Origin of the sequence: Brevundimonas sp. AJA228-03 (assembly GCF_017795885.1) — a bacterium.
Lineage (GTDB): Bacteria > Pseudomonadota > Alphaproteobacteria > Caulobacterales > Caulobacteraceae > Brevundimonas.
The window spans coordinates 2,122,453-2,149,340 of the sequence record NZ_CP059297.1 but is presented as its reverse complement, the minus strand read 5'-3'; the positions used below and the strand labels follow the sequence as shown (position 1 = coordinate 2,149,340).

General features: G+C 67.1%; 28 protein-coding genes and 1 pseudogene. 12 read left to right on the top strand and 17 right to left on the bottom strand.

The annotated features are described in order from the left end of the window. Positions 1–3: 3 nt before the first annotated feature. The gene (locus HZ989_RS10735; RefSeq protein WP_209320824.1) at positions 4–969 is read left to right on the top strand and encodes an ABC transporter ATP-binding protein; all 966 of its coding nucleotides are present in this window, start codon (positions 4–6) and stop codon (positions 967–969) included. Continuing rightward, positions 966–2,351: an ABC transporter permease gene (locus tag HZ989_RS10730; protein ID WP_209320823.1), complete on the top strand. Its 1,386-nt coding sequence runs from the start codon at positions 966–968 to the stop codon at positions 2,349–2,351. The genes HZ989_RS10735 and HZ989_RS10730 overlap by 4 nt, the downstream gene beginning before the upstream one ends. A gap of 219 nt (positions 2,352–2,570) precedes the next feature. On the opposite strand, the gene rpsU is transcribed toward HZ989_RS10730, so the two are convergent. After that, complete coding sequence (rpsU, locus tag HZ989_RS10725; RefSeq protein ID WP_156796303.1) at positions 2,571–2,810, bottom strand: 30S ribosomal protein S21; 240 nt, start codon at positions 2,808–2,810, stop codon at positions 2,571–2,573. Positions 2,811–3,088: 278 nt separating this feature from the next. Here rpsU and HZ989_RS10720 point away from each other — a divergent pair, with 278 nt between their 5' ends. Then, positions 3,089–3,751: a COQ9 family protein gene (locus HZ989_RS10720; protein ID WP_209320822.1), complete on the top strand. Its 663-nt coding sequence runs from the start codon at positions 3,089–3,091 to the stop codon at positions 3,749–3,751. A 181-nt stretch (positions 3,752–3,932) separates the two neighbouring features. Here HZ989_RS10720 and ileS read toward each other — a convergent pair whose 3' ends face one another. Next, a complete protein-coding gene (gene ileS / locus HZ989_RS10715; protein WP_209320821.1) occupies positions 3,933–6,902 on the bottom strand; it encodes an isoleucine--tRNA ligase in 2,970 nt (989 codons plus the stop codon). 229 nt (positions 6,903–7,131) lie between these two features. On the opposite strand from ileS, the gene HZ989_RS10710 reads away from it, so the two are divergent. Both HZ989_RS10710 and HZ989_RS10705 read left to right on the top strand, forming a co-directional pair. Continuing rightward, the gene (locus HZ989_RS10710) at positions 7,132–7,689 is read left to right on the top strand and encodes a DUF3828 domain-containing protein (protein ID WP_209320820.1); all 558 of its coding nucleotides are present in this window, start codon (positions 7,132–7,134) and stop codon (positions 7,687–7,689) included. Positions 7,690–7,726: 37 nt separating this feature from the next. Next, the gene (locus tag HZ989_RS10705) at positions 7,727–8,308 is read left to right on the top strand and encodes a DUF3828 domain-containing protein (protein ID WP_209320819.1); all 582 of its coding nucleotides are present in this window, start codon (positions 7,727–7,729) and stop codon (positions 8,306–8,308) included. A gap of 54 nt (positions 8,309–8,362) precedes the next feature. On the opposite strand, the gene HZ989_RS10700 is transcribed toward HZ989_RS10705, so the two are convergent. From HZ989_RS10700 to HZ989_RS10685, 4 genes are read right to left on the bottom strand one after another with little or no spacing between them, the layout of a single operon-like run. Beyond that, positions 8,363–8,536: a hypothetical protein gene (locus tag HZ989_RS10700; RefSeq protein ID WP_209320818.1), complete on the bottom strand. Its 174-nt coding sequence runs from the start codon at positions 8,534–8,536 to the stop codon at positions 8,363–8,365. Then, a complete protein-coding gene (locus HZ989_RS10695) occupies positions 8,533–9,480 on the bottom strand; it encodes a bifunctional riboflavin kinase/FAD synthetase (RefSeq protein ID WP_209320817.1) in 948 nt (315 codons plus the stop codon). The genes HZ989_RS10700 and HZ989_RS10695 overlap by 4 nt, the downstream gene beginning before the upstream one ends. Before the next feature lie 11 nt (positions 9,481–9,491). Beyond that, positions 9,492–9,947 (bottom strand): MaoC family dehydratase, encoded by a 456-nt coding sequence (locus HZ989_RS10690; RefSeq protein WP_209320816.1) that lies wholly within the window; start codon positions 9,945–9,947, stop codon positions 9,492–9,494. 38 nt (positions 9,948–9,985) lie between these two features. Then, the gene (locus HZ989_RS10685; protein ID WP_209320815.1) at positions 9,986–10,855 is read right to left on the bottom strand and encodes a TIGR01459 family HAD-type hydrolase; all 870 of its coding nucleotides are present in this window, start codon (positions 10,853–10,855) and stop codon (positions 9,986–9,988) included. A gap of 79 nt (positions 10,856–10,934) precedes the next feature. Between HZ989_RS10685 and lspA the strand changes: the two genes are divergently transcribed. From lspA to HZ989_RS10670, 3 genes are all read left to right on the top strand, one after another. After that, the gene (lspA, locus tag HZ989_RS10680; protein WP_209320814.1) at positions 10,935–11,462 is read left to right on the top strand and encodes a signal peptidase II; all 528 of its coding nucleotides are present in this window, start codon (positions 10,935–10,937) and stop codon (positions 11,460–11,462) included. Positions 11,463–11,531: 69 nt separating this feature from the next. Then, complete coding sequence (locus HZ989_RS10675) at positions 11,532–12,098, top strand: DUF3035 domain-containing protein (protein WP_209320813.1); 567 nt, start codon at positions 11,532–11,534, stop codon at positions 12,096–12,098. Between the two features lie 91 nt (positions 12,099–12,189). After that, on the top strand, positions 12,190–12,639 hold the full coding sequence (locus HZ989_RS10670) for a PaaI family thioesterase (RefSeq protein WP_209320812.1): 450 nt from the start codon (positions 12,190–12,192) through the stop codon (positions 12,637–12,639). 47 nt (positions 12,640–12,686) lie between these two features. On the opposite strand, the gene HZ989_RS10665 is transcribed toward HZ989_RS10670, so the two are convergent. Together HZ989_RS10665 and HZ989_RS10660 are read right to left on the bottom strand one after the other, a co-directional pair. Beyond that, on the bottom strand, positions 12,687–13,385 hold the full coding sequence (locus HZ989_RS10665) for a hypothetical protein (protein WP_209320811.1): 699 nt from the start codon (positions 13,383–13,385) through the stop codon (positions 12,687–12,689). 128 nt (positions 13,386–13,513) lie between these two features. After that, positions 13,514–14,788, bottom strand: coding sequence for an EAL domain-containing protein (locus HZ989_RS10660; protein WP_209320810.1), 1,275 nt, complete (start codon positions 14,786–14,788; stop codon positions 13,514–13,516). 109 nt (positions 14,789–14,897) lie between these two features. Between HZ989_RS10660 and HZ989_RS10655 the strand changes: the two genes are divergently transcribed. Then, entirely contained in the window at positions 14,898–15,668 is a 771-nt protein-coding gene (locus HZ989_RS10655; RefSeq protein ID WP_209320809.1) for an SDR family NAD(P)-dependent oxidoreductase, read from the top strand. 58 nt (positions 15,669–15,726) lie between these two features. Continuing rightward, positions 15,727–16,647: a lysophospholipid acyltransferase family protein gene (locus tag HZ989_RS10650; protein ID WP_209320808.1), complete on the top strand. Its 921-nt coding sequence runs from the start codon at positions 15,727–15,729 to the stop codon at positions 16,645–16,647. Here the strand turns inward: HZ989_RS10650 and HZ989_RS10645 are convergent. The 5 genes and pseudogenes from HZ989_RS10645 to HZ989_RS10630 form a co-directional block, all read right to left on the bottom strand. Further along, positions 16,602–17,129, bottom strand: coding sequence for a response regulator (locus tag HZ989_RS10645; protein ID WP_209320807.1), 528 nt, complete (start codon positions 17,127–17,129; stop codon positions 16,602–16,604). The two genes, HZ989_RS10650 and HZ989_RS10645, sit on opposite strands and share 46 nt — an antisense overlap. 52 nt (positions 17,130–17,181) lie before the next feature. Then, a pseudogene (locus HZ989_RS15205) lies at positions 17,182–17,349 on the bottom strand (hypothetical protein); the annotation flags it as partial. 85 nt (positions 17,350–17,434) lie between these two features. Next, positions 17,435–17,629 (bottom strand): DUF2093 domain-containing protein, encoded by a 195-nt coding sequence (locus tag HZ989_RS10640; protein ID WP_209320806.1) that lies wholly within the window; start codon positions 17,627–17,629, stop codon positions 17,435–17,437. Positions 17,630–17,661: 32 nt separating this feature from the next. Further along, complete coding sequence (locus tag HZ989_RS10635) at positions 17,662–17,913, bottom strand: DUF2164 domain-containing protein (protein WP_209320805.1); 252 nt, start codon at positions 17,911–17,913, stop codon at positions 17,662–17,664. Next, positions 17,910–19,796: an ABC-F family ATP-binding cassette domain-containing protein gene (locus HZ989_RS10630; protein WP_209320804.1), complete on the bottom strand. Its 1,887-nt coding sequence runs from the start codon at positions 19,794–19,796 to the stop codon at positions 17,910–17,912. The genes HZ989_RS10635 and HZ989_RS10630 overlap by 4 nt, the downstream gene beginning before the upstream one ends. A gap of 80 nt (positions 19,797–19,876) precedes the next feature. On the opposite strand from HZ989_RS10630, the gene ndk reads away from it, so the two are divergent. Together ndk and HZ989_RS10620 are read left to right on the top strand one after the other, a co-directional pair. Next, positions 19,877–20,296 carry a nucleoside-diphosphate kinase gene (ndk, locus tag HZ989_RS10625; protein WP_209320803.1) on the top strand — a complete coding sequence of 140 codons (420 nt, stop codon included), beginning with the start codon at positions 19,877–19,879 and terminating at the stop codon, positions 20,294–20,296. A 99-nt stretch (positions 20,297–20,395) separates the two neighbouring features. Then, positions 20,396–21,073 (top strand): YoaK family protein, encoded by a 678-nt coding sequence (locus HZ989_RS10620; RefSeq protein WP_209320802.1) that lies wholly within the window; start codon positions 20,396–20,398, stop codon positions 21,071–21,073. Between the two features lie 133 nt (positions 21,074–21,206). On the opposite strand, the gene HZ989_RS10615 is transcribed toward HZ989_RS10620, so the two are convergent. The 4 genes from HZ989_RS10615 to HZ989_RS10600 all read right to left on the bottom strand — a co-directional run bounded on the left by HZ989_RS10615 (position 21,207) and on the right by HZ989_RS10600 (position 26,697). Beyond that, positions 21,207–23,267, bottom strand: a complete 2,061-nt coding sequence (locus HZ989_RS10615; protein ID WP_209320801.1) for a M13 family metallopeptidase — start codon at positions 23,265–23,267, stop codon at positions 21,207–21,209. A gap of 89 nt (positions 23,268–23,356) precedes the next feature. Next, complete coding sequence (purN, locus tag HZ989_RS10610; protein ID WP_245162528.1) at positions 23,357–23,890, bottom strand: phosphoribosylglycinamide formyltransferase; 534 nt, start codon at positions 23,888–23,890, stop codon at positions 23,357–23,359. A 62-nt stretch (positions 23,891–23,952) separates the two neighbouring features. Further along, positions 23,953–25,326, bottom strand: coding sequence for a M28 family peptidase (locus tag HZ989_RS10605; protein WP_209320799.1), 1,374 nt, complete (start codon positions 25,324–25,326; stop codon positions 23,953–23,955). Between the two features lie 483 nt (positions 25,327–25,809). After that, a complete protein-coding gene (locus HZ989_RS10600; protein WP_209320798.1) occupies positions 25,810–26,697 on the bottom strand; it encodes a hypothetical protein in 888 nt (295 codons plus the stop codon). Positions 26,698–26,888 lie beyond the last annotated feature (191 nt).

The window sequence follows — 26,888 nt, the reverse complement described above, 5'->3', positions numbered from 1 at the left end:
CAGATGGCGGCGTTGGTTCTGGATGGCGTCAGCAAGCGTTATGGCGAGTTTCAGGCGGTTCGCGACCTGAGCTTTGAGGTCCAGAAGGGCTCCATCTGTGGCTTCCTTGGGCCCAACGGCGCGGGCAAGACCTCGACCCTCCGCATGATCCTGGGCCTGCAGTCGGCCACGAGCGGATCGATCTCGATCCTCGGCGCGCCGGACGGGCGCAAGGTGCGCGACCGGATCGGCTTCCTGCCGGAGGAGCGCGGTCTCTACAAGAAGATGACCCCCGTCGACGCGATCGCCTTCTTCGGGTCCCTGAAGGGCTTGCCGAACTCGGAGGGCCGCAAACGCGCCCGGGAAATGCTGGAGGCCCAGGGGCTTGGCGCGTCGCGCAACAAGAAGATGAAGGCGCTGTCCAAGGGGATGGCCCAGAAGGTCCAGCTGATCGCCTCGGTCGTGCACCGTCCGGAGTTCGTCATTCTGGACGAGCCGTTCAGCGGGCTGGATCCGGTCAACCAGCAGGGGCTGGAGGCGGTGATCCGCGATCTGGCGGCCAATGGCGCGACGGTTCTGTTCTCCACCCATGTCATGCAGCACGCCGAGCGGTTGTGCGATCAGGTCGTCCTGGTCGCCCGGGGCCGAAAGGCGTTCGACGGCACGGTGGCTGAGGCGAGGGCGACCTCGCGCCGTTTCCTGGAGCTGGAAGGCGAGATTGCCGAGGCGGCGGTCGCGGGCCTGCCCGGCGTCACCGGCGTCGAGGTGACGTCCGAACAGGGGGGCGTGCGCCTGCTGAAGGCGGCGCTGGCCCCCGGTGCCAATGGGCAGGAAGCCTTGAAAGCCGCCTTCGTCACCGGTCTGGACGTCCGCCGGTTCGAGTTGAAGGAGCCGACGCTGCATGACGCCTTCATCGACCTGACCGGCGATCATCCCGATCAGGATCAGAGCGTCGCGCGACCTGTCGCCAGCCTGGAGACCGTCCGATGAGCCGCGTGCTGCTGATCGCCCGCCGGGAGTATCTGGCCTATGCCCGCACGGTCGGGTTCTGGCTGTCGCTGCTGGCCCTGCCGCTGTTTGCGGTGCTTGGCGGGGGGCTGCCTGTCCTCCTGCGGGGCGCGGATACGGTCCGGGCCGTGGCGCTGATCGAGGAGGGGCAAGCCGCCTCGGGTCTGGAACAGGCGGTGCGGCAGGCGCTTGCGGACGACACGGAGCGACGCAGCGAGCGTGCGCGTGAAGCCGCCGAGAAAGCCGCAGCCTCGGCCGGCGCACCCCCGGGCGCGGCCCGGGAGGCCCTGGCGTCGATCAGCCAGCCCCGACTCAGGTTCGTGGCCGTTCCATCCGATCTGGCGAGCGCACCGCCGGGCGTGGCGCGCGACGCCATCGTGCGGCGATATCTGACCGACGAGACGCCAAAGTCCGAGCGTCTGGACGCCGTGGTCTTCCTGACTCGCGGAGCCGATGGACCGGGGGCCCGCGTCTGGGCCGCCCGGGCATCGGACGACACGGTCGAGGATTTCGTGCGCGACGCCCTGAAAGATGCGAATCGCAAGGCGGTACTGGCGGCGGCCGGCATCGACGCCGCGGTGGTTGATGGGACCGACAGCTTCAGGCCCGAGATCGGCGTGTTCTCGCCACGGTCGGCGGGGGCAGGGGAGGTCTCCCTGCGCGACCGGCTGCCCGGCGTCATCGGCCTGGCCATGTGTTTCATCCTGTGGTCGCTGATCATCACGGGGGCGTCGATCCTGCTGAACAGTGTGATGGAGGAGAAGTCGAACAAGATCCTGGAGGTCCTGCTGTCTTCGGCCTCCGCCACCGAAATCCTGACGGGCAAGGTGCTGGGTGTGGCGATGCTGACGCTGACCGTGCTGGTCGTCTGGGGGGGTATCGGCACGTTCGGCCTGATCTCGGCGGCCCCGAGCGTGGCGGCCGACGTCGGATCGGTGCTGATGGCGAACGGGCTGCTGTTCTATTTCGCGGCCTATATCGTCGGCGGATACCTGATGTACGCGGTGCTGTTCGCCGCCATCGGGGCCTTCTGCGAGACGCCGCGCGACGCCCAGACCCTGATGGGGCCGATCATGATGGTGCTGGTGATCCCGATCCTGGTCGTCCAGATGTCGCTGGTGAACCCCGATGCGCCGGTCGTCCGCTTCATGTCCTGGGTGCCCTTCTTCACGCCCTTCCTGATGAGCGCGCGGGCGCCGTCCGAGCCGCCCCTGATCGAGGTGATCGGCACCATGGCGGGCATGTTCGCCGTGGCGCTGCTGATGGTCTGGCTGGCCGGGCGGGCGTTCCGGGCCGGGGCCCTGTCCGACGTCAAGTTGAGCTGGAAGAGCTTCGCCTCGGCCATCAGCGGCGGGGAGCGGTAGTCGCGTCATCTCCCTCCCCCGCGGGGGAGGGGCGTCTATGCGGAGCATCGACGGGGTGGGAAGGGCCGGTGATCCAGATGCAGGTCCGGGGGACTTCGCCTTGCCGCCCCCACCCGGTCTCCGCTGCGCTGCGACCACCCTCCCCGAACGGGGAGGGAGAAGGATACGAAAAAGGCCGCTCATTCGAGCGGCCTTTGAAATCTCGATCGTTGCGCCGGCTTACGGGCGCGGGACGCGGGGCTTGGGAGGGGGCAGCAGGCCTTCGCGCTGCATGCGCTTGCGGGCCAGTTTGCGGGCGCGACGAACGGCCTCGGCCTTCTGGCGGGCGCGCTTCTCCGAGGGCTTCTCGTAGTGCACGTGGCGCTTCATTTCCCGGAAGCTGCCTTCGCGCTGCATCTTCTTCTTGAGGGCTTTCAGGGCTTGATCGACGTTATTATCGCGAACGAAAATCTGTACCAGGTTGAACTCTCCTTTGGCCGCCCGCCGCGTCCTGTGAGAGGCGGGCAGACAAGTAAAATCGGTTCCCGCAGGCGACAGCCCGGCGAGCGAAGGCGTGCGGATACACCAAGCCTGTCACCCTGTCCAGATCGTCGCGTCCCCGATCGCGCTGTCGCGCGTCGGGGATGACAAGAGTAGAGTGAGGTCATGATCGATAGGCCACATCTCTCGAACGAGGTCCCGGGCGACTGGGGCGACGCGCTGTCGCGCGTCGGGGATGACAAGGCTGGAGTGGAGCCATGACCGATACGCCACCTCTCTCGAATGAGGCCCCGGGCGACTGGGGCGACCGGATGGAACAGGCCGTGCTGGACGCAGCCGTCCGGCTGGCACCGACCCTGGGCTGGAGCGGCCGTATGGTCCGCGCGGCCTGCGCCGAAAACGGCCTGTCCCAGGGCGATCAGGACCTGCTGCTGCCCAATGGCCCGCGCGATCTGGCCGCCCTGCTGTCGCGCAGGCACGACGCCCGGGCGCTGGAGGCGCTGGGCGAGCCCGGCCCGATGAAGATCCGCGAGAAGATCTTCGCTGCCGTCTCGGCGCGGATGGAGGCGGGCGCGGCCGATCTGGAGGCGACGAAGACCTGCGCCGGCTTCCTGGCCCTGCCGACCCATGCCGACCTGGGGCTGAGCCTGGCCTGGGAGAGCGCCGACCACCTGTGGCGCTGGGCGGGCGACACGGCGACCGACTGGAACCACTATTCCAAGCGGACGATTCTGTCGGGGATATTGATTCCGGCCCTGACGATGCGCTGGTTCGAGGGCCGCGAACCGGCGGAAGCCTTCGTGCGGGCGCGGATCGAGAACGTGATGGCCTTCGAGAAATGGAAGGCGGGGATGGATTTCGATGCACCGGTCAGGCGGGCGACCGAGTTCCTGAGCCGGCTGCGATACGGGCGGGTGTGACGGTTTCCCTCTCCCGGAGGGAGAGGGCTTGAGCGCACGGCGGCGCAGCCGTCGTCCTTGCGCGAAAGGGTGAGGGGTTCTGCCCTCACCGGTTCGCACCCTAACCCCTCACCCTTTCGGCCGAGACGCATCGCTTCGCTCTGCGGGCCTCAAGCCCTCTCCCGATGGGAGAGGGTGAACGTCACGCATGCCTGGCGTCCCACCATCGCACCGCGTCGGCATCGCGGGCGCTGAGATCGGGGTAGGCGGGGTCGGAGCCGACGTCGGGGACGCGACGCCAGGAGCGGGCGCATTTGGGATGGTCGGCAAGCCGGACTTCAACGACGATTTCCTTGCCGGGATGCGCCACCAACGGGGTCTCGGTGTATCCCGTCAGGTCTGCGCCGCTGGTCCGGAAGATCTCGGCTGCGTCCAGATCAAGGAAGAGCGTCTCCAGTTCGCGAGCGATTGATACGACCGGCCAGGCGTCCAAGGCTCCGCCGATGACCTTGTCGCGGCGCGAGGCTTCGAGAGCATCGTTGACGGCCTCGATCACGGTTTTCACCCGCATCCACCGATGGGCCTCCTCGCCGTTCCGCCATTCCGCAGGCGTCTCCGGGATCACCCGCGCGCAGTTCGTGCCTGCGTCCGGATAGCGCGTCGTCCAGGCCTCCTCCATGGTGAACGGCGTCAACGGCGCGAGCCAGGCGGTCAGGCGCAGGAAGACCTCCTGCATCACCGTCCGCGCCGCGCGGCGGCGGATGGCGTCGGGGCGGTCGCAGTAGAGGCTGTCCTTGCGGATGTCGAAATAGAGCGCCGACAGGTCGCCGGCGCAGAACTCCAGCACCGGGCGGACGACGTCCTGGAAGCGGTAGGTCTCATAGGCCCCGCGCACCTGCAGATCGAGCTCCCACAGGCGGTGCAGGATGAACCGTTCCAGGGGCGGCATGTCGGCATAGGCGACGCGCTCCGCCTCGTCGAAATCGGCCAGGGCACCCAGCAGATAGCGGACGGTGTTGCGCAGCTTGCGATAGGCGTCGACCGTGGTCTGGAGGATCTGCTTCCCGATCCGCTGGTCCTCGGCATAGTCCACCAGGGCGACCCACAGGCGCAGGATGTCGGCCCCGCTCTCCTTGATGACGACGGCGGGGTCGGTCGTATTGCCCCGCGACTTGGACATCTTCTCCCCGTTCTCGTCCTGGGTGAAGCCGTGGGTCAGGACGGCGTCATAGGGGGCGCGGCCGCGGGTGCCGGAGCCTTCCAGCAGGTTGGACTGGAACCAGCCGCGATGCTGGTCCGAGCCTTCGAGATACAGGTTGGCGGGCCAGTGCGACGGGCGGTCGCCGGTGTAGCCGTGGGCCGGGTCGCGGGTCTCAAGCGTAAAGGCATGGGTGCAGCCGGAGTCGAACCAGACGTCGAGGATGTCCTCGATCTTCTCGTAGCTGGCCGGGTCGTGCAGGCCGAGGAAGTCCGAGTCAGGACGGGTGTACCAAGCGTCGGCGCCGCCTTGTTCGATCGCGGCGACGATGCGGGCGTCGACCTCGGGGTCATGCAGGGGCTGGCCGGTGTGTTTGTCGACGAACATGGCCAGAGGCGTGCCCCAGGCGCGCTGGCGGCTGATGAGCCAGTCGGGGCGACCCTCGACCATGCTGCGGATGCGGTTCTTGCCGGCGGCGGGGTGGAAGTCGGTCTGGTCGATGGCGGTCAGGGCCGTCTCGCGCAGGGTCGCGCCGTCGGCATGGTCCAGCGACTGGTCCATGCGGATGAACCACTGGGGGGTGTTCCGGAAAATCACCGGGGCCTTGGAGCGCCAGCTGTGCGGGTAGCTGTGTTCGAGGCGGCCGCGGGCCAGGAGGGTGCCGGCCTCGATCAGTTTTTCGATCACGGCGGGGTTGGCACTGCCGAACTTGCCGGTCTTCTTGCCCTCGGTCTCCAGCACCTTCAGGCCGGCGAACAGGGGAACGGACGGATAGTAGGCCCCGTCCGGGTCGACGGTGTCGGGCACCTCATGATGTCCGTGGGCCTTCCAGACGTCGAAGTCGTCCGCGCCGTGGCCGGGGGCGGTGTGGACGAAGCCGGTGCCCGCGTCGTCGGTGACGTGGTCGCCGTCCAGCAGGGGCACGTTGAAGCGGTAGCCGTCGTCCAGCTCCGCCAGCGGGTGGGCGCAGACCAGGCCGGAGGGGTTGATGTCGTCCATACGGGTCCAGGTGGCGATCTTCGCGGCCCTGAAAACGTCCTCGGCCAGCTTGTCGGCCAGGATCAGCCGGTCGCCCTGTTTCGCCCAGGGCTCGAATTCCAGGCCGGTCTCCATCGACTGGACCTCATACAGGCCATAGGCGATCTCCGGGCCGAAGCTGATGGCGCGGTTGGCCGGGATGGTCCAGGGCGTGGTCGTCCAGATGACGATCGAGGGCGTCTGGTAGCGGAAGGCCAGCAGGTCGTCGGGGTGGTCGTCGGTCGCGGCGATGACCGGGAATTTGACCCAGATCGTGGGCGAGACGTGGTCGTGGTATTCGATCTCGGCGTCGGCCAGGGCGGTGCGCTCGACCGGCGACCACATGACCGGCTTGGAGCCGCGATACAGCTGGCCGGAGTTCTTGAACTTGTGGAACTCCTTCACGATGGCGGCCTCGGACGAATAGTCCATCGTGGCGTAGCGGTTGTCCCAGTCGCCGGTGACGCCAAGGCGTTTGAACTGGTCCTTCTGGACCTCGATCCAGCCCGCCGCGTATTCACGACAGGCGGCGCGGAATTCGGCCTTGGAGACCTCGTCCTTGCGCTTGCCCTGGGAGCGGTAGCGTTCCTCGATCTTCCACTCGATCGGCAGGCCGTGGCAGTCCCAGCCGGGCACATAGTCGACGTCGTAGCCCAGCAGAAAGCGCGAGCGGACGACGAAGTCCTTCAGCGTCTTGTTCAGCGCATGGCCGATGTGGATGTCGCCATTGGCATAGGGCGGGCCGTCGTGGAGAACATAGAGGGGCGCGCCTTCGGCCTGACGCTGCGCGCGCAGGGTGGAATACAGGTCGCCCCACTGTTCCAGAATTTGCGGTTCCTTCTGGGGCAGGCCGCCGCGCATGGGGAAGGGCGTCTCGGGCAGGAAGACGGTCTCGCGGTAGTCGCGGCCGGTGGAGGATTCGGGGGCGGATTCGGTAGGGGGGGCGTCGTCGGCCATGCGTCTGGTCTCGGGCAATCTGATGGGGGCGTCGGGTGAGGTCGGCTGGCAATCCCGGCGGGCGCGGGGGCGGTCAGGCCCCGTCGGCGCTACGCCGGGCGGCTAATCTCGATCGGAATGATCCGGCGCGCGTCCATAGAAGGGTCCTATCAGGGCGCGGGGGCTGGGAAAAGCGCGGGGTTTCGGTAACGTCACTTTCATGCGGCGAGGTCGTGGAGGAGAAATGTCTATGCGGATCAGACTGACGAGCATGTTTTGCGCCGTGCTGATCGGCGCGCCACTTGCAGCCTGCGAGGCCAGGCCGACCGAGGGCGCGGCCCCGGCGGCGGCAGCGACGTCCGTCCAGGCCGAAGGGGCGGAAGCCTTCGTGCGCGACCTCTATGCGAGTTATACCGACGACTATGGCGTTCAGTCGGGTCGGACCGACACGGTCTGGTCCGAGCGGACCAAGGCGCTGTGGGACGAGAATTTCGAAGCCGCCCAGGGCATGGGCTATCTCGGTTTCAATCCGATCTGCGCCTGCCAGGACTGGCTGAAGCTGCAGGTGACGTCGCTGGTCGTCACCTCGACCGGATCCGACAGCGCCGATGCCGCCGTGGTGTTCGTCAACGGCGAGCCGCCGGAGACTGTGCGCCAGACCCTGAAACTGGTCCGCGAGGACGGCCAGTGGACGGTCGACGACATCGCCTGGGGTTCCGGGCATATACTCGCGGGCGAGCCCAACATGGTCGAGGGGCTGATCGCCTCGACCGCCGAGATCAAGGCAATGCCCGCAGAGGATCGGTGAACCGTCGATCACCCAAGGCCTTAACCGGAGAATGACAATGCGTAGCTTGATGATGGTTTCGGTCGCCGCGATTGGTCTTGCGGCCTGTTCGCAGGGGGAGGACGCCAAGGCACCTGACGGCGATGCCGCGGCTTCGGCCTCAGCCTCATCCTCGCAAGCAGGAGCGGCGTCTCCGACCGGGCCGGTGTCGCGCGATCAGATCTATGCCGCGGCGGGCGAGGGGCCCGAGGTCTTTGTGCGGACGATCTACGCCCAGTACGTCAATGGCGGACCGCAAGGCGAACAGCCGGCGCCGGGACAGGACCCGATATTCTCGCGCATCATGAATGCCCTGATCGGGGCCGACTTCCGCGCGGCGAACGGAGATGTGCCGACGCTTGACTATGACCCGTTTTGCGCGTGCCAGGATCAGGGAGATTTCGCCATCACTGCCCTCGCCGTCGCCCAGTCCGCCCCCAATGCGGCCGAGGCCAATGTCGCCTTCACCAACCTGGGCGAGGCGAAGACGCTCAAGCTGAAGCTGGTGCGCGAAGGCATCAATTGGAAGGTCGATGACATCATCGACGGCGAGACTTCGGTGCACGACGAACTGATGAAGGTGGCCGAGGCGGCGGCCTGAGGTCTGATCAGTGCCGTTGGGTCTCGCCGTTGCCTCCGGCCCTGTCGCCCGGGCCTACTCGCCCGGGGCGGGCTGGCTGTGCCTTTGCGCCTCGCGCTCCTGCTGAGCCCTGTCCATGGAGGCGGCGGCCATCACCAGGCCAGTCACGCAGCCGGACAGGGAGGTGCAGAGAAAGGCCGCCAGGATCATTCTGGAAATCACAGGCAGGGCGGGCCGGTCAAACGTCATGCTGTGTCTCCTCCGTTCAGGACGATTTTGGCCATCCTTGCATCGCCGTCAATCTGGGTCTTGAGAGCGTCGAGCCCGTCGAACTTCATCTCGCCGCGCAGCAGGGCGACCAGTTCGGTCTCGACCGTCTGGCCGTAGAGGTCGCCCGAGAAGTCGAACAGCCAGACCTCCAGCAGGGGCTCGGCGATCTCGAACATCGGCCGGACGCCGAGGTTGGCGACGCCGTCGATGACGCGGCCGTCCGGAAGGCGGGTGCGGGTGGCATAGACGCCATAGGCCGGGCGCATATAGTCGCCGAGGCGGACGTTGGCGGTCGGGACGCCGATGGTGCGGCCGCGCTTGTCGCCGTGGACGACTTCGCCCTCGATGGCGAAGGGGCGGCCGAGGATGGCGGCGGCGCGGGCCATGTCGCCGGCGTGCAGGGCCTCCCGCACGGCGCTCGAGGACAGTTTCAGGCCGCCGGCATCATCGATACGGTCGGTGACCGAGACGCTGAACCCGAGGTCGGCTCCGGCCCGGGTCAGGGAGTCGGGGGACCCGGTGCGGCCCTTGCCATAGGTGAAGTCGAAACCGATCGCAGCGTGCCGAAGCCCCAGGCCTTCGCAGAGGACCCGATGCGCGAACCCGGTATCCGACAGGCCGGCCATCTCGGCGTCGAACGGCAACAGATAGAGACCTTCGACCCCCAGGGGTTCGAGCGCCCGGGCCATCTGGCCGGGCGTCATGAGCCGGAAAGGCGCGGCCTCGGGCTGGAACCAGCGGCGCGGGTGCGGCTCGAAGCTGACGACGGCGAGGGGGGCATCCAGCCGTTTCGCCGCGTCGCGGGCCGAGGCGATGACGGCCTGATGCCCCCGGTGGACGCCGTCGAAGGCGCCCAGCGCGGCGGCGGCCCCGCGTTGCGCCGGGAGCAGGTCGCGCCAGCCGTTGATGATCCGGGTCGGCACGAGAGCGCCGGTCAGGCCCTGGCGGGCCGGCGACGGCGGGGGACGCGGACGATGGCCTCACCCTCCATGATGCAGTCCTCGCCGACATAGCCCTCGGTGCGCAGGGTCACGCGGGCCGATTCCTGATCCACGGCCGCGACGGTGATCCGGGCGCGGACGACGTCGCCGATCCGGACCGGCTTGTGGAACGCCAGGGTCTGGCTGAGGTAGATGGCCCCGGCCCCCGGCAGGATGGTGCCGACGACGGCCGATCCGAACGAGGCGCTGAGCAGGCCGTGGGCGATGCGGCCCCGGTAGGCGGTCTTGGCGGCAAAGGCCTCGTCCATGTGGACCGGGTTGAAGTCGTCGGACGCCTCGGCGAACTGCTGGATGCGGTCCTCGGTCACCGTGACGTCCTTGATCGCGACCATTCCGGGCGACAGCTCTTCGAGGATATAGCCGCCCGAGGCGTGGGGTCCGGTGTTCATGGGGCGGTGTTAGCGGGCGTTTCGGCGTTTGGCGAGGACTACCATTTCAGGTCCAGGGCGGCGTAGCGGGCATAGGCCGTTTCGGACGTCAGCAGGGCCGCCGCGCGGGCCGGGTCGAGCGCGTCGTCGGTGCCGCGAGCGGCGTCGCCGTGGATCCCCTGGGCGATGAACAGGCAGTCGAGCGCCTGACGGTTGGCCCCGAGCACATCGGTCACCACGCCGTCGCCGATGCACAGCACGCGCGACCGGTCGACGGGACGACCCAGCAGCCGCCCGGCCTCGGCCAGGGCCAGGGCATAGATCGGGCCATAGGGCTTGCCCGCCATGGTCACCCGACCGCCGATCGATTCGTACAGATCGGCGAGCGACCCGCCGCAGTAGATGATCCTGTCGCCCCGCTGGACGATCCGGTCGGGGTTGGCGCAGATCAGTTCCAGGTCCCGCGCCACGGCCTCCGTCAGACTGGTGCGATAGTCCTCGGGGGTTTCCGTTTCGTCGTCGATCATGCCGGTGACGGACAGGAAGGCCGCGTCGGCGGCCCCTTGCGCGCGCACGAGCCCGAGGCCCTCGTACAGGGTGTCGTCGCGTTCCGGTCCGATGATCCAGGCCGGGCCCGGGGCGCGTGCCGCCAGCTCCACGCGCGTGGCGTCGCCGGAGGTGACGAAGGCCTGCCAGCTGTCGCGCGGCACGCCAAGGGCATCCAGCTGGGCGATGACGTCGGACGCCGGTCGTGGCGAGTTGGAGATCAGGACGACATGACCACCCTGCTGGTTGAACCGGGTCAGGGCCGCGCAGGCCTCCGGCCAGCTTTCACGGCCGTTGTGGATCACGCCCCAGACATCGCACAGCAGGACGTCATAGTCGGCGGCGACGGCGGACAGGGCAGGCAGGGCGTGGGGCAGGGTCATGGGCGCTGACTAGCGGTTCGCGGCAAATGCGTGAAGGGAGGGTTTGGCGGCGGCGCGTTCGCCTGCTAACCGGACGCGCATGAAAATACCTCGTATCGCCTGGGCCGCCTATGGCTTCGCACTCGTCGTCATCGTGCTGGACCAGCTGACCAAGGCCTGGGTCCTGGGTTCGGCCGACGTGTCGGACCCCGCCCTGATTCCCGATGGGTACAGGTTCGCCGAGGTCGTGCCGGGGATTTTCTCGATCACCATGGTTCGCAACACCGGTGTCAGCTTCGGCCTGTTCGGCGGGGGGGGCGCGCGGTGGGCGCTGTCGATCTTTTCGCTTATCGTGGCGGGTGGCCTGGCCTGGTGGGCGCTGCAGGCGCAGCGTCGAACCTTGATCGCGGCGATCGGCCTGGTGATCGGCGGGGCGGTCGGCAATGCCATCGACCGGATCCGCTTCGGCTATGTCGTCGATTTCATCGATTTTTCGGGGACCGGCGTGTTCCCGTGGGTGTTCAACATCGCCGACAGCGCCATCACCATCGGTGTGTGCCTGTTGATTCTGGACAGCATCCGCTCGGAACGGAAGGCCACCGTTGGCGTGGCCCACGAAAAGGCGTAATCAGCGGCTCTTTCGTGCCTGCAACTGTGTGACCTGGGCGCGTTCGTCGCGCCGGAGCCGAACCGAACCATGAGAATCGCCCGTCTTTCGACTGTGTCCCTGATCGCCGTCTCGGCCGTCGCCCTGACCGCCTGCGGGACGGTGCGCCAATCCATCGGCCTGACCAAGGTCGTGCCGGACGAGTTTCTGACCGTGGCCTCCGCGCCCCTGACGGTGCCGCCGGAATACGGCCTGCGCCCGCCGGCACCCGGCCAGCCCCGGCCGCAGGAACTGGCCCCCGAAAGCGCCGCGCGCCAGATCCTGCTGGGTCAGCGCCAGGCCGTGACCCGTTCGGCCGGTGAGACCGCACTGGTCAGCGCCGCCGGTGCCGACCGCGCCGATCCTCTGGCCCGCTATGTCGTCGACGACGAGTTCGGTGATCTGGCGCACAAGGAAACCAGCTTTGCCAACCGGATCCTGTTCTGGCGGCGTGACGATGCCTCGACCCAGGCCCCGACCCAGAGCGAGACCGCCGGCGGCACTGTCACCATCGACGCGGCGAGCGAAAATGCCCGCCTGCAGGCCCTGACCGGCACGCAGTCGCAGATCGTGATCGCGCCGCGCCGCGGTGGCGGGTTCAAGCTGCCGGGGCTTTAGGAACGCATCGTCCCCCAAGGGGGGGAGGATTGGCTTGCCACATTTCTGACAGTCCTTATTGTGAACGGACCCCATCAGCGGACCGTTCGCCATGACCAGCATCCTGTCGCTCACCCACCTGTCCGGCGTCGAGCAGTTGCGTCTGGCCTTTCAGGGCGAGGAGAACGCAGCGCCGATCGCGAGGACGCTCGACTATGCCCTGACCGAGATCGAGGAGGGGCGGGTGGTGTTCGAGGGGACGCCGACGCGGGCGGTCTACAACCCCATCGGCACGGTGCACGGCGGCTGGATGGCGACGCTGCTGGACTCGGCCTGCGCCTGCGCGGTGCATTCGATGCTGAAGCCGGGTCAGGCCTATACGACGCTGGAGATCAAGACGGTCTTCCACCGCGCCCTGACCGAGGGCGTGCCGGTGAAGGCCGAGGGGCGGATCGTCCAGATGGGGCGTCGGGCCGGGTTCGCGCAAGCCGAGCTGAAGGGTCTGGACGGCAAGCTCTATGCGACGGCGACCTCGACCTGTCTGGTGATGGAGACGAAGTAAACAGTCCGGCCCACGGTCGTGCCGAACCGAACCGCGCTGGCGGCCGACTACATCGGCGGAACGATGCCGTCCTTGCCCATGGCCAGGAACCCGACCGTGGTGGCCCCCGCCGGTATGACGACATAGACCTTCTGTCCAACCGCCAGGGACGCCCGGTCCGTCGGCTCGAACCGCACGATCGGCACGTCTTCGGGGATGGTGACGTTGGCGGTGCCGCCGTCATAGGAGATGGTCAGCATGCGGCCGGCGGACGAAGCCTCGCTGCCTGAGACCGTGCCGTTGGTCATCATGCTCTGGCTTTCGACGGTGCCATTGGTCATGGCACTCGACTCGACGGGGCCGCCGCCGCGGGATGCGACCACACCCGGAGTGTCCCACGCATAGTGGCCTTCGCCGGCTCCACGCATGGATTCAGGAAAGATCACAAGCTCGACCGCGCGAAGGGCCTCCTTCGGGCCGGTTGTCGCGGTGCCTATGAAATCGCCGTCCTTGAGCGTCGAGAGGCTGGAGGACACGACCCAGACAAAGCGGGTGTCCGCCGCGACGGGGACCGAAACCGTCCGGTCGTCCCAGGTCCGGACGGTCAGCGTATCGCCTGCCAGGGCCTGCAAGGTGCCGCGCAGGCGAACGGTGGCGGACGAAGCGGCGATCGTCTCCGCAGGGGCGGCTGTCGGCTCCGGTGCAGAACACGCGCCGAGCATCGCCAGCACGGCAGGAACCCAGGCCAGGTGTCTGATCGACGTCATGGTGCCTCCAGTCATCGTGAGGTCGGCGACCGGCCCCCCTTCCGACCTACACACTGCACGTTCGTGGCGGCGCTTGCCATGGCTCCGCGCGTGCGGCGAAACGTCCCCGGCCCGGGAACGAAGCCGATCTACGCGAACCGCCGCCGCTTCTCCGCCGAGATCAGAGTGGAGCGCACGAAATCCGCCGGAGGGTCGGTCTCGGCGAGGACGTCTTCCTTGATGGCGCGGGGCTGACCGAACAGATGGCCCTGGCCCATGGCGACGTCGAGCTCGAGGATGTCGACGATCTGGCGCTCGTTCTCGCACTTCTCGGCGATGACCTCGATGCCGTAGCGGCGGGTCAGCTGGGCGAAGTCGGCGGCCTGGATGTCGCGCAGGCTCGGTATGGGCGTGCCGCCGTCGAGGTCCAGCAGCTGTTCGATCAGCAGGTCGGCGGCGACCTTGACGAAGCGCACATCCGACCGCTGCAGGTCGTTGAAGTCCAGATCCAGGGTCTGGACCTTGTCGATCGAGAAGCGGAAGCCGAGATCGGCCAGCTTGGCCATGTTGCGGGCCTCGACCGCGCCGCGGGCGTCGAAGGTGGCCTGACCCAGTTCGAAGATCAGGGCCTCCTTCAGATCGCGGTTCTCCGACAGGAAGGCCAGGAACTGCGGGAAGAAGGTCTCGTCGCCCAGGGAGGACAGGGCGACGTTGCAGAAGACGCCGACCTTTCGGTCCTGACGCGCCAGACGGCGCACGATCTGGGCGCAGCGGAACAGCAGCAGGTTGTCGATGGCGGGGACCAGGCCCTCGCCCTCGGCGATCGACAGATACTCCGCCGGCATCATGACCCGGTCGCTCGAATCCCGCAGACGGGTGAAGCTTTCGTAGAAGACGGTCCGGCGCTGGGGCAGGGTGACGACCGGCTGCAGATACAGGTCGACGCGGTTTTCGGTCAGCGCGTCGTGGACGGTTTTCAGCAGAATGTTCGACTGCTGATGGCGGCGGGCCTCGACGCTGTCGGGCGCGACCATGGGCGCGACCTTCAGGCGCTGGTCGATGGAGATGCTCATCTGCTGGATCAGATCTTCCAGCATGCGGACTTCGCCGGTCAGTTCCTCGGTGCGGGTCAGGGCCCCGGCCTCGATCGCGGTGGCGAGGTCGCCGAGCGCGCTCTGGGTCTGTTCCATGGCGTCGGCCAGCAGCCGGTGCGCCTCACGCACCATGCCGATCTCGGCGCGCAGGGCCTTGCGTTCCGTGATACCGGTGAAGATGGCATGGGCCGCACCCAGCAGGCCCAGCACGCCGAACGTCGCCGCCGCGCCCGCACCGACGCCCAGCCCCGCCCGCCACAGGAAGGCACCGACCGTCATCGCCAGAAAGACGTAGCCGAAGAACAGAAAAGCGTTGGTCAGTGCGCGCATGGGAACGGGGTTGTCCGTCTTCCCGGATGGAATCGGTCGAGTATCAGGGTATCAGGTCCAAACGGCTAGGGTGCGGTTCAAGAAACCGCGCCGAAATCAGGGGATACGCATGGAATTGTTCGATCTGACCGGCAAGGTCGCCATCATCACCGGCTCGTCCAAGGGCATTGGCAAGGCCATCGCCGAGCGGCTGGCCGAACATGGGGCCAGGGTGGTGATCTCCTCGCGCAAGGCGGGTCCGTGCGACGAGGTCGCGGCCGCCATCAATGCGAAGCATGGCGAGGGCCGCGCCATCGCCATTCCGGCCAACATCGCCTCGAAGGAAGACCTGCAGCGGCTGGTGGACGAGACCAATGCGGCCTGGGGCCAGATCGACATCCTGGTCTGCAATGCGGCGTCCAACCCCTATGCCGGGCCGATGGCGGGGATTTCGGACGATCAGTTCAACAAGATCCTGCAGAACAATGTCGTGTCCAACCACTGGCTGATCCAGATGGTCGCGCCGCAGATGCTGGAGCGTCGGTCCGGAGCCATCACCGTGGTCTCGTCGATCGGGGGCCTTCGCGGCAATGTCCTGATCGGGGCCTATAACATCTCCAAGGCCGCCGACATGCAGATGGTTCGGAATCTGGCGGTGGAGTGGGGGCCGTCGAACGTGCGGGTTAACTGCATCGCGCCGGGCCTGGTGCAGACCGACTTCGCCAGATACCTGTGGGAAAATCCCGAGATCCTGAAGGTCGCGACCGATCCCGCCCCGCTGCGTCGCATCGGCCAGCCGGACGAGATCGCGGGGGCGGCCGTCTATCTGTCGTCGCCGGCGTCGTCCTATATGACGGGTCAGACCCTGGTCGTGGACGGCGGGATCACCATTGCCTGGTGAGGAGGGTCACAGGGTCGGCGCGCGCTCGGATCGCCCTGGGGGCGATCGCGCGCCCGGAGTGCGGCAGGACCTGATCTGGCGTCTGGAATCGGTGGCCTTCGCCGGCTTCATCGGCCTGATGCGGCTGATCGGGCTGGAGGCGGCATCGAACCTGGGCGGATGGTTGCTGCGGACCCTGGGACCGCGCGTCAGCACTCACCGGATCGTCATGCGCAACCTGCGCATCGCCTTTCCCGATATGAGTGTGGCGGAGCGGGCGCGGCTGGCCATCGATCAGTGGGAACAGACAGGCCGCACCTTTGCCGAGACGGCCGTGATGGATCAGCTGACGCCGGCCTCCGGCCGGATCGACATCGTGGGGGCGGATCGGCTGGAGGCGATTCGTCGGAGCGGCAAGCCGGTCGTCTTCGTCGCCGGCCACATGGCCAACATCGAGACGATGGCGGCCGTTCTGGTGGCCAGCGGGGTGCCGGTCCAGGTCACCTATCGCGCGGCGAACAACCCCTATGTCGATGCCCAGATCCGGGCCGCGCGGGCGAGGTATGGTGTGAAACTGTTCGCGCCCAAGGGCGGGGACGGGGCGCGGGAGTTGCTGGCCGGAATGGGACGCGGCGAGAGCGTCGCCCTGATGAACGATCAGAAGTTCTCGGAGGGACCCGAGGTGAGCTTCTTCGGTCACCCGGTGAACGCCGCGCCCGGACCGACACGGCTGGCGCTGAGGTTCGGCACGGTGATCCTGCCGCTGTCGGTCGTGCGGCTGCCCGGCGTCCGGTTCCGGGTGACGGCCCACGAACCGATCGAGGTCGCGTCCACGGGCGACCGACAGGCCGACATCAAGCGGGGCGTGCAGGCCATCACGACCTTCATCGAGGACCGGGTGCGCGAACATCCGGTCGACTGGTTCTGGGTCCACCGCCGGTGGCCGGACCGGGTCTATGCCGCGCTGGAGTCCGACAGGTCGGCGTCATCGAGGGCATGATCGCTCTCGCGGCGCAACGGACCCTCGTAGGTCGCCGAGCTCTTCCGGCGGCGGTCCGGGCCGAAATAGTCTTCGGTCTTCACGAAGGCGCGCGGGCGCATGATGACGGCCTCGATGCGGTCGAAGATGGCCTTGCCCGTGATCGGCTTGACCACGAACTCGGTCACGCCGGCGTCGCGCGCCTCAAGGACGCGCGACCGTTCGGAGTGGCCGGTCATCATGATGATCGGCAGATGGGGATTGACGCTGTCGGGGCTGTTGCGGACCAGACGGGTGAATTCGAGCCCATCCATAGGGGCCATGTTGAAGTCCACGATCGCCAGATCGATGTCTCGTGACCTTAGCGCGTCCAGAGCCATGGTCCCGTCCGCAACCTCGCGGATGTTGCGGACGCCGGCGGACTGCAGGATCGCTGACGTGATCGCGCGCATGTGCTGGTTATCGTCGGCCAGCAGGATGTGCAGGGCGTGGAGACCGGGCATGGGATCGGGGCGGAGGAACTATACGACTGCGGACAGATGCAAGCACCTATCGTCAAACGGAGACCAGGTCCATGTCGGTTGCCCCTCGGGACGATGGACAAGGGGATTCAGGCCCCGTCTGCCCGATCAGGAGGGAGGGATCACCGTTGCGGTCACGCCCTTTCGTGCGCCAGCACAGATGGGGCCCGGTCGCCCGGCCGGTCATGCCGACCGCACCGATGATGCCTCTGCGTCTCGCCGTTCATGACGCGGGGCCTGGTCCGGCCCAGGACGAATCCCCCTGGATCAGGCTGCGGCGCGAGGGATCATTCGCCGACCAGCCGGGTCAGCGCCTCCGCCGGGCTGTAATAGGCTTCCTGTCGTTCTGCGGACCAGTACCGCAGCGTCTCCAGCGGGATCGTGCGGCCGGACACCGCGCACAGGACGAAGGGACCCGGCTTCAGCACGGCGAACTCGCCGTCGCCATAATGGAGGGTCGCGGGGATCGGGGTCGCGTTCATGACGTCAGCCTAGCGATATCGACACCGGCTGGCTATCGGGCCGGCGGGCGCTGTTCGAGGGCGAAGACGGCGTCGGCCAGCTCCTCGACCTTGCCCGCGATCAGGGCCTGGGCGTCGTAGAGGCCGCGGTTGTAGATGGCGTAGCCAAGGTCACGGGCGATAAAATCCAGCAGCATCGAGGCCTGAAGCGCGCCGAGCTCGACATCCAGATCGTCGCGCAGGAAGGCCTGAAGGCGCGGGACGAGGTCGGCGGTTTCCTCTTTCGAAAACGCGATCGGTTTCATGCGGTGACCTCGGCCAGGGTTTCCTCCGCCGACATCCAGGCGGCCTCGGCGGCGTCGAGATCCGACTGGGTCTTCGCGCGGGCGCGGGTGAGGCCTTCCAGCGCCCTGGGGTTGGAGACGGCGGCATTGGCCAGGTCGTCATCGATGCGCGCGATCTCGGCGGTCAGGGCGACGACGCGTTCCTCGGCCTTCTTCACTGCGTGACGCAGTGTGGACGGGGAGGGGCCGCCCTTCTTGATCTGAGGTTTGGCGGCCGGGGCGGCGGCGACCACGGCCGCTTCTTCCTTCTTGACCTGACTGGGCTTCACGGCATCCCGTTTGGCGCGGTCGAGAACGAACTTCGCATAGTCGTCCATGTCGCCGTCGAACGGTTTCACCGTGCCGTCGGCCGCCAGCCACAGCCGGTCGGCGACCATCTCCATCAGCGAGCGGTCGTGGGTGATCAGGATGACGGCGCCGTTGTAATCGTTGAGCGCGTCCAGCAGGGCCCGGCGGCTGTCGATGTCCAGGTGGTTGGTCGGTTCGTCGAGGATCAGGACGTGGGGCGCATCCATGGCGACCATGTTCAGCAGAAGGCGCGCGCGCTCGCCGCCGGACAGGCTGGCGACGGTGGTTTCCTGCTTTTCGTAGTTCAGGCCGAACTGGGCGAGCTTCGAGCGGCGGGCGCTTTCGGGGGCGTCCGGCATGGCGCGGCGGATGATCTCCAGCGGTGTATCGGTCGGGTCCATGGCCTCGATCTGATGCTGGTGGAACCAGCCGACCCGCATCTTGCGGTCGCGGTGCAGCTCGCCGTCCGAGACGTTCAGGGCCCCGGCGATCATCTTGGCGAAGGTCGACTTGCCGGCCCCGTTGACGCCCAAGAGGCCGATGCGGTCGTCCAGGTCCATGCGCAGGTTGAGGTTCTTCAGGATGGAACGACCCGCCTCATAGCCCACGCTGGCGCGCTCCAGCCGGATCAGGGGCGGGGCCAGCGGACGGGGGGGCGAGGGCAGGGTGAAGGGGGCGACGCGTTCCTCGATCGTGGTCGAGACCGGCTGCATCTTGGCCAGCCGCTTCATGCGCGACTGGGCCTGGGCGGCCTTGGAGGCCTTGGCCTTGAAGCGGTCGACGAAGGCCTGGAGGTGGGCGCGCTCGGCGTCCTGCTTGGCCTTGGCCGACAGCTGCAGCCGGGCCTTCTCGGCGCGGGCCTGTTCGAACTGGTCGTAGTTGCCGGTGTAGATCTCCAGCTTGCGGTTCGCGAGATGGAGGATGTGGGTGCAGACCTCGTTCAGCATCTCGCGGTCATGGGAGATGATCAGGGCGGTCGCCGGATATTTCTTCAGCCGCGCCTCCAGCCATAGCGCGCCTTCGAGGTCGAGATAGTTGGTCGGCTCGTCCAGCAGGAGCATGTCGGGCTGGGCGAACAGGGCGGCGGCGAGGGCGACGCGCATGCGCCAGCCGCCGGAGAACTCCGACATCGGCCGCTGCTGGTTCTCGTGATCGAAGCCGAGGCCGGCGAGGATTTCGGCGGCGCGGCTGGGGGCTCCGTCGGCGTCGATCTCGATCAGGCGGGTCCAGATCTCGCCCATCTCCTCGGGCTCGGCGGTTTCCAGGCGGGCCAGCAGGTCGTGGCGTTCGGTGTCGGCCTCCAGGATCGTCTCGATCACGCTGACGGGGGTGGCCGGGTGCTCCTGATCGACCGATCCGATGCGGGCGGTGCGGGGCAGGGAGACCTCGTCTCCATTGCCGGCCAGCTCGCCCAGGATGATCTTGAACAGGGTGGACTTGCCGATGCCGTTGCGGCCGACCAGCCCGACCTTGGATCCCGGCGGCAGGCTGACCGAGGCGTCGTCCAGAAACTGGCGACCCCAGGCGTTGAACGTCAGGTTGGTGATCTGGAGCATTAGAACTTACGAGGCTTGGAAGGCGGGGAGGCGGCGTCTATAAGCCCGCGACCTTCAATCTCCCAACAAGAAGTCTATCCATGACCGAACGTACCTTCTCGATCATCAAGCCCGACGCCACGCGCCGCAACCTGACGGGCGCGATCAACGCCGTGATCGAGGCCGCCGGACTGCGCATCGTCGCCCAGCGCCGCGTGCACCTGACCGAGGCCCAGGCCAAAAAATTCTATGAAGTCCACGCCGAGCGCCCCTTCTATGGCGAACTGGTCGGCCAGATGACGGCAGAGCCGGTTGTCGTCCAGGTGCTGGAAGCCGACAACGCCGTCGCCCGGTACCGCGAAGTCATGGGGGCCACCAACCCGAAGGACGCCGCCGACGGCACGATCCGCAAGTCGTTCGCCCTGTCGATCGGCGAGAACTCGGTCCACGGTTCGGACTCGGTCGAGAACGCCGGCATCGAGATCGCCCAGTTCTTCACGGACGACCAGATCGTCGGCTGAACCCTTCTATAGAGATCGTCGCGGCGACGGCCGGGTCCATGGCGGACCCGGCCGTTTTCGTGTCAGGGTCCGGCCTCATGCCGCTGTTCAGATGACCAGATGAAGGAGTACGGGCACAGGGGCGTCCTGCTGGCGACGACGCTGTCGGCTCTGGCGGGCTTTGTCGATGCGGTCGGCTTCCTGACGCTGGGAGGCTTCTTCGTTTCCTTCATGAGCGGCAACTCGACCCGGCTGGGCGTGGGGCTGGCGACCGGGCGATGGGCCGAGGCGACGACAGCGGCGGGCCTGATCTGTCTGTTCGTGGTCGGGGTGGTGATCGGTGGCACGGTCGCGCGCCGGGTCGGCGAGGGCCGACGCTCTGCCGTGTTGGTGGCCGAGGCGCTGCTGCTGTTCGTGGCCGCGACGCTCGGCACCCTGGGTCATCCGGGCCGGGGCATGATCGCCGCGGTGCTGGCCATGGGTGTCGAGAATGCGGTGTTCCAGAAGCAGGGCGATGTGGGCGTCGGTCTGACCTATATGACCGGAACCCTGGTGCGGATGGGTCAGAGGATCACCACGGCGCTGCACGGTGGACCGCGCTGGGACTGGCTGCCGTTTCTGGCGCTCTGGCTGGCGCTCTCCGGCGGCGGTGCCCTGGGGGCCTTGAGCTATCTGCGGATCGGCGTCCTGGCCCTGTGGCTGGCCCTGGCTGTGGTGATTGCCCTCGCCGCAGGCACCTGGCTGGCTGAACGGACCGGCAAGGCCGCGGGTGAGAGGGGCGAACCTTCGGCAGGCTGACACCTCCCTGAGGACTTCCTTCCGGAACCGCCCGCAGGCGACGCACGGGGCTCCGGCCGCGAGGCTCCCCGAAGCGGGAGCGTTCTCTGACGACAAGGGCCCCGGATCGCTCCGGGGCCTTGTTCGTCCCTGACTACCAGATGCGGGCGCGGGCCTCCGGGGCCAGATACTGCTCGTCGCCCGGCTTGACGCCGAAGGCCTCGTACCAGGCGTCGATGTTGCGCACGGTCGCGCCGGCCCGGAACGCGGCGGGCGAGTGAGGGTCCACCGTCACCTGCTGGCGAAGAGCCTCCTCGCGGGCATTCTCGCGCCAGACCTGGGCCCAGCCGAGGAAGACGCGCTGGTCGCCGGTCAGGCCGTTCAGCACCGGAGCGGGCTGGCCGTTCAGCGACAGGTGGTAGGCGTCCAGCGCCAGCAGCAGCCCGCCCATGTCGGCGATGTTCTCGCCCATGGTCAGGTCGCCGTTGACGTTCGCCCCCTCGACCGGGCTCAGCGCCGAGTACTGGGCCCCCAGAACAGCGGCGCGTTCCTCGAACCTGGCGGCGTCCTCTGCCGTCCACCAGTCGCGCAGCACGCCGTCGCCGTCGGTCTTGCGGCCCTGATCGTCGAAGCCGTGGGTGATCTCGTGGCCGATCACCGCGCCGATGCCGCCATAGTTGATGGCCGGGTCGGCGCGCGGGTCGAAGAACGGTGCCTGGAGGATCGCGGCGGGGAAGACAATCTCGTTGCGGGGCGGGTTGTAATAGGCATTCACCGTCTGGGGCGTCATGCCCCATTCCAGCGGATCGACCGGGCGCTTCAGCTTGCCCAGGTTCCACGCCCACTCGAAGGCGGAGGTCCGCTCGACATTGCCGTACAGATCGCCAGGGACGAGGTTCAACCCCTCATAGCTCCGCCATTGTTCCGGATAGCCGATCTTCACGCCGAAATTGGCCAGCTTGTAGAGGGCCTGTTCCCTGGTCGCGTCGCTCATCCAGTCGACACGCTCGATGCGGCCGCGCATCGCGATCATCAGGTTGGCCACCAGGGCTTCCATCTGCGCCTTGGACTCGGCGGCGAAGTGGCGGGACACATATTCGCGGCCGAGGGATTCCCCCAGCGATCCGTCCACCAGGGTGACGCCGCGCTTCCAGCGAGGCCGGTCTTCGGGCTGACCGCTCAGGACCTTGCCATAGAAGTCGAACCGGTTGTCCACGAAGGCCTGCGACAGATAGGGCGAGGCCTGGTCCACGACATGGAAGGCCTCCCACGCCTGAAGCGTCTCGATCGGGGTCTCGGCGAAGATGCGCGCCATGCCGGGAAAGGCGGTGTTGTTCGCCGCGATCAGGACGGGGATGTCCGACACACCCGCGCCCTCGGCCCAGCCGGCCCAGTCGAAGCCGGGGGCAGCGGTGGCCAGGTCTGCCAGGGTCGTGGGGTTGTAGAGCTTGTCGATCTGGCGGTTCTCGACCTGGGTCCAGTGCTCATGGGCGATGGCGGTCTCGAAGGCGACGATCTTTTCCGCATTTCCGGCGGGATCGGCCCATCCGGCCAGTTCGAGGGCCCTGGCGACATAGGCCTGATAGGCCGTCTTCTGGGTCGCGAAACTGTCTTCCAGATAGTAGTCGCGGTCGGGCATCCCCAGACCGCCCTGGACCACATAGGCCGAAGTCCTGTTGGGGTCCTTCAGGTCCTCGAAGGTCTGGATGGCGAACAGACTGCCCCCGAACCCGGACTGGGTGCGGCCCATCAGGGCGGCCAGCTTCTCGCGGGTATCGGCGGCGCGGACCTCGTTCAGATCGGCCTGAAGCGGCGTGGCCCCCAGCTGATTGACCTTCGCCTCGTCCATGAAGTCGCCGTACAGGGTGCCGATGCGCTGGGCGTCCGGGCTGGCTGTGGGGTTGGCGGCGCTTTCGTCCACCAGAGCGCGCAGATTGGCCTGGGACCGGTCGTACAGCATGTCGAAGACGCCGTAGGACGTCTTGTCATCGGGGATCGGCGTATTGGCCAGATAGGTGCCATTGGCATAGCGGTTGAAGTCCGTCCCCGGCGAGACCGAGGTGTCCATGCCGTTCAGGTCGAAGCCGAAGACGCCGATCTCGGCCTGGTCCTGGGACGGGATCTCGACCGCGACCGGCGCGGTCTGGGCCAGGGCGGGCAGGGCGACGAACAGCGCGGCGGAGGCGGCGCAGGCGAGCAGGCGAAGTTTCAGCATGGGTCCGTCCCGACGGATGAAAAGGGCGGATCGGACACTGTCGCGGGTTTCGTCGTCTGTCGCGCCGAAACTGTCCGGATTACAAACTTCTAATCCAGCGACCGGCAGAATTCGGCGAGCGCGCGGGGATAGAGGGCATGTTCGGCCTGCAGCACGCGCCGGGCGAGGCTGGCGGTGGTGTCGTCGGGGAGGATGGGCACCGCGCTCTGGGCCAGGATCGGCCCCTCATCCACGCCGTCGGTGACGATGTGGATGGTGCAACCGGCCTCGGTGTCGCCCGCCGCAAGCGCACGGGCATGGGTGTCGAGGCCGGGGTGTTTCGGCAGCAGGCTGGGGTGGATGTTCAGCATCCGGCCGGCCCACCGACCGACCAGCCAGGGGGTCAGGACCCGCATATAGCCCGCCAGGGCGACGACCTGGACCTGTGCGGTCTCCAGCTGGGTCTGGATTGCCGCCTCGTGCGCGGCGCGATCCTTGCCGAAGGGCCGGTGGTCGATGGCGATGGCAGAAATGCCCCTCGACCGGGCCATCGCCAGACCGCCGGCCTCGGGGTCATTCGACACGACCAGCACGATCCGATGGGGCGCATCGGATTGCGCCGCCGCGTCGATCAGGGCCGCCATGTTGGAGCCGCCGCCGGAGATGAGGATGGCCACGCGGACGCGGCCGGTCGATGCCGCCACGGTCAGTTCGCCGGAGTGGGGGGATCGCCGACCGAGACGAAGGCCCCGGCCGGACCCGGAAAGACGACCGGGCTTTCATAGCCGTCGTCGGACACGGCCGAGACGCCGAAGAAATAGTCGTCGATCGGCACGCCCGCCAGCACCAGCCGGGTCGCGTTGCCGGCCCATCGGCTGTTCGTCCATTGCGGTGCGGTCGTGGATCGCCACCAGACGCGATAGCCCGCGGCCCCCGGCACCGCCGTCCAGCTCAGGGTCGTATCGGGCTTGACCGCGCCCTCGATCGTCACGCCCGAGGGCACCATGGGGGCCGAGGCCAGGGCCGCCATGGCGGCGATGTTCAGCCGGGCCACCTGGCCCAGATAGGCGAAGTCGACCCCCTCGATGGTGTCGCCATAGACCACGCCGTTCTCGGTCCGCAGGTCCTGATGCTGGCGGTCGTAGTTCTCGGCCCCTTCCGTGATCCGGACGGCCGGGAAGCCGGCGCGCAGCATCTCGACCTGATCGCCGCCGCGGCCGAAGCGGTCGGTGCGATAGACCATCTCGACGTCGAAATTGGTCAGGTAACGGTCGGCGATACCGTCGATGTAGCGCCCCAGGTTGCGGGACGAGGAATCCAGCTCGCCGCCGTTGTAGCGGCGCCGGTCGGTCTGTAGCGCCGTCTCGACCGTCTTGGTGCCTTCGGAGAAGACGCGGACGCGGGTGGTGTCGCGCACGCCCGACTGACCCTGGGAGTTGCCGACGATGTCGTTGTTCAGGTTCGCCTCGACGACCCACCCTTGCGCCTTCGCATAGTCGGCCAGGATCCTGCCGCCGAACAGGCCCTGTTCCTCGCCCGACAGAACGGCATAGACCAGGGTGGCATCGAACCGGTGCTGCGACAGAACGCGGGCGGCCTCCAGCACGGCGGCGACGCCCGAGGCATCGTCATTGGCCCCCGGCGCATCGGCCGTGAAGTTCATCACGTCGGTGACGCGGCTGTCGATATGGCCCGAGATGATGATAACGCGGTTGGGGTCGCCGGTCCCACGCTGGATGGCCAGGACATTGACCACCTCCGTCGGGGTCGGCACGCGCGGACCGGTGACGGTGTCGGCGGGCAGGGCGATCTCCAGACAGCCCCCGCAGGCCTCGCCCATCGCGCGGAACTGGCGTTCGGTCCAGCGCCGCGCCGCGCCGATGCCCCGGGTCTCGGAGACGGTGTCGGACATGGTGTGGCGGGTGCCGAAGCCGACCAGGGCGGTGATGTCGGCGCGCATGCGGTCGGGCTCGACCTTGGCCACTACCTCATGCAGCAGCGACTGCTCGGGAGCCGCGGCCGTCTGGGCATGGGCGACGCCGGGAAGGGCGAGGAGGGCGGCGAGGGCAATCAGACGCATGGACGACTCCGGTTTGGGGGGACCGTACCGCCTTCGCTCTCCAGGCGGGAGGGGGGATGAGGCCTGCGGATTGGACTCCGGAAAAACAGGGTGCAAGGAGTCCAATGGCTGCGACCGGCTCTGCGAGAATTCGTCCAAACTATTGATTTTTTTTATCGCTGGTTTCGAGCTCGGGAATGGACTCTCGCCACGAAGTGTCCCCTCCGGCAGGTTGTCATCACCGTCGCCTCGGCCCGATCAGGCCCGTCGCGGTCTTGCTGAGGGATCGGGACGTTTGCGCGCATTCCCGAAGCCTGCCACGCGACTGCGTCAGAACCGGACGCAGGGGTGATCACGTGGTCAGCCTCTTCGTTGAGGAGGGGGATAAGTCCCGCCATGGGGACCGGTTTCGACCCATAAAGGTCAGTGAAGCGTCCGGCTACCGTGCTGCGGTAGGCGACTGTTACGACTTTCAAATCCTCGGTCAGCTGCTCCGTGAGCAGACTATTTGAGCGCCACAATCAACAGCAGCGCAGCGATGACCCATGCAACAAGCCGGAGCGATTTTAGCAGCGTCAGGACTTTAGGATCAATCAGTGGCGACCTCAATGATGCGTCTCTACCACTGGTATGAGCAGGGGCATTTTCGTTCTCCACAGAAGCGCCTACGGCACTCGGGTTTAGACTTTGGCTCCACAAGGTCAGGTCGAAGTCGCCAACCTTTCCCAGCCTCGGCGGCACGATCTCACACCCTTCAGGTGTTTGGACGGGATGATCCTTTTTGTCTGATGTCAGCACCTTGATGTGGCTGGTTGAGATCGATGGCGACCAGTCCGAATAGAAGCCCTCGACCCCGTCAACACGTAGCGTTCCGCCTCCGATCGCTCTCTGGTCAATTCTAGAGGCTATCTGGGCAAAGAATTCGTCTCGAACGTACAGCGTAAAGCCCAGATAGTCCGGATAGGTCTCTTCGCGAAAATCCGGGTCGCACGTGTACGAGACACCGCCAAACACACGGCAGTCATCGATGTCAGCTGCGGACCTTCTATAGATGGACAGAGTGAGATCTTCAATTTTGCGAGCCGTGCCGAACATCGAGTATTCGGTCGGGTGTGACTGGTCGGGGGGGTGTCCAGAACGCAGTTTCGCCAAGATATGGGTCTTCTCAACGAGCTTCGGAGCTTCTTCACCGACGGTGCCATATTGGTCCCTCGAGACCGACGAAACTAGCTGGACATCAAACAAGGTGAAGTAGAGGGACCAAGTCCAAGGGATTTGCTTTGTTGCCGTGCTCGCCGACGCGTCCGCAATCTCACTCACACTCCAAGAGTACAGATTCCGGAAGTCAGAAACGTTGTCCAACACCACGCTTCGTTCCAAGTGACGCTGCATCTTTGCCTCCTTGTACCCATCCGCTGCCGGACCCTACATTGATCTCCGCCTCAACCGTTAAGGTCGATCAGGTGGTCGGTTTCAACTGCTTCTCGTAAGACCCCTCCCCACCCTCAACCGCCGTTGGCAAGGTCAGCTTCAAGCGTGTGGAGAGCGGTGTGGTCACCGACGCGAAATCTAGCCGACCTCAG

Coding starts and splice junctions, on each gene's coding strand:
- HZ989_RS10735 (WP_209320824.1), top strand. CDS start 4: ATGGCGGCGTTGGTTCTGGATGGCGTCAGCAAGCGTTATGGCGAGTTT.
- HZ989_RS10730 (WP_209320823.1), top strand. CDS start 966: ATGAGCCGCGTGCTGCTGATCGCCCGCCGGGAGTATCTGGCCTATGCC.
- HZ989_RS10720 (WP_209320822.1), top strand. CDS start 3,089: ATGACCGATACGCCACCTCTCTCGAATGAGGCCCCGGGCGACTGGGGC.
- ileS (WP_209320821.1), bottom strand. CDS start 6,902: ATGGCCGACGACGCCCCCCCTACCGAATCCGCCCCCGAATCCTCCACC.
- HZ989_RS10710 (WP_209320820.1), top strand. CDS start 7,132: ATGCGGATCAGACTGACGAGCATGTTTTGCGCCGTGCTGATCGGCGCG.
- HZ989_RS10705 (WP_209320819.1), top strand. CDS start 7,727: ATGCGTAGCTTGATGATGGTTTCGGTCGCCGCGATTGGTCTTGCGGCC.
- HZ989_RS10700 (WP_209320818.1), bottom strand. CDS start 8,536: ATGACGTTTGACCGGCCCGCCCTGCCTGTGATTTCCAGAATGATCCTG.
- HZ989_RS10690 (WP_209320816.1), bottom strand. CDS start 9,947: ATGAACACCGGACCCCACGCCTCGGGCGGCTATATCCTCGAAGAGCTG.
- HZ989_RS10685 (WP_209320815.1), bottom strand. CDS start 10,855: ATGACCCTGCCCCACGCCCTGCCTGCCCTGTCCGCCGTCGCCGCCGAC.
- lspA (WP_209320814.1), top strand. CDS start 10,935: ATGAAAATACCTCGTATCGCCTGGGCCGCCTATGGCTTCGCACTCGTC.
- HZ989_RS10675 (WP_209320813.1), top strand. CDS start 11,532: ATGAGAATCGCCCGTCTTTCGACTGTGTCCCTGATCGCCGTCTCGGCC.
- HZ989_RS10670 (WP_209320812.1), top strand. CDS start 12,190: ATGACCAGCATCCTGTCGCTCACCCACCTGTCCGGCGTCGAGCAGTTG.
- HZ989_RS10665 (WP_209320811.1), bottom strand. CDS start 13,385: ATGACGTCGATCAGACACCTGGCCTGGGTTCCTGCCGTGCTGGCGATG.
- HZ989_RS10660 (WP_209320810.1), bottom strand. CDS start 14,788: ATGCGCGCACTGACCAACGCTTTTCTGTTCTTCGGCTACGTCTTTCTG.
- HZ989_RS10655 (WP_209320809.1), top strand. CDS start 14,898: ATGGAATTGTTCGATCTGACCGGCAAGGTCGCCATCATCACCGGCTCG.
- HZ989_RS10645 (WP_209320807.1), bottom strand. CDS start 17,129: ATGCCCGGTCTCCACGCCCTGCACATCCTGCTGGCCGACGATAACCAG.
- HZ989_RS10640 (WP_209320806.1), bottom strand. CDS start 17,629: ATGAACGCGACCCCGATCCCCGCGACCCTCCATTATGGCGACGGCGAG.
- HZ989_RS10635 (WP_209320805.1), bottom strand. CDS start 17,913: ATGAAACCGATCGCGTTTTCGAAAGAGGAAACCGCCGACCTCGTCCCG.
- HZ989_RS10630 (WP_209320804.1), bottom strand. CDS start 19,796: ATGCTCCAGATCACCAACCTGACGTTCAACGCCTGGGGTCGCCAGTTT.
- ndk (WP_209320803.1), top strand. CDS start 19,877: ATGACCGAACGTACCTTCTCGATCATCAAGCCCGACGCCACGCGCCGC.
- HZ989_RS10620 (WP_209320802.1), top strand. CDS start 20,396: ATGAAGGAGTACGGGCACAGGGGCGTCCTGCTGGCGACGACGCTGTCG.
- HZ989_RS10615 (WP_209320801.1), bottom strand. CDS start 23,267: ATGCTGAAACTTCGCCTGCTCGCCTGCGCCGCCTCCGCCGCGCTGTTC.
- purN (WP_245162528.1), bottom strand. CDS start 23,890: ATGGCGGCCCTGATCGACGCGGCGGCGCAATCCGATGCGCCCCATCGG.
- HZ989_RS10605 (WP_209320799.1), bottom strand. CDS start 25,326: ATGCGTCTGATTGCCCTCGCCGCCCTCCTCGCCCTTCCCGGCGTCGCC.
- HZ989_RS10600 (WP_209320798.1), bottom strand. CDS start 26,697: ATGCAGCGTCACTTGGAACGAAGCGTGGTGTTGGACAACGTTTCTGAC.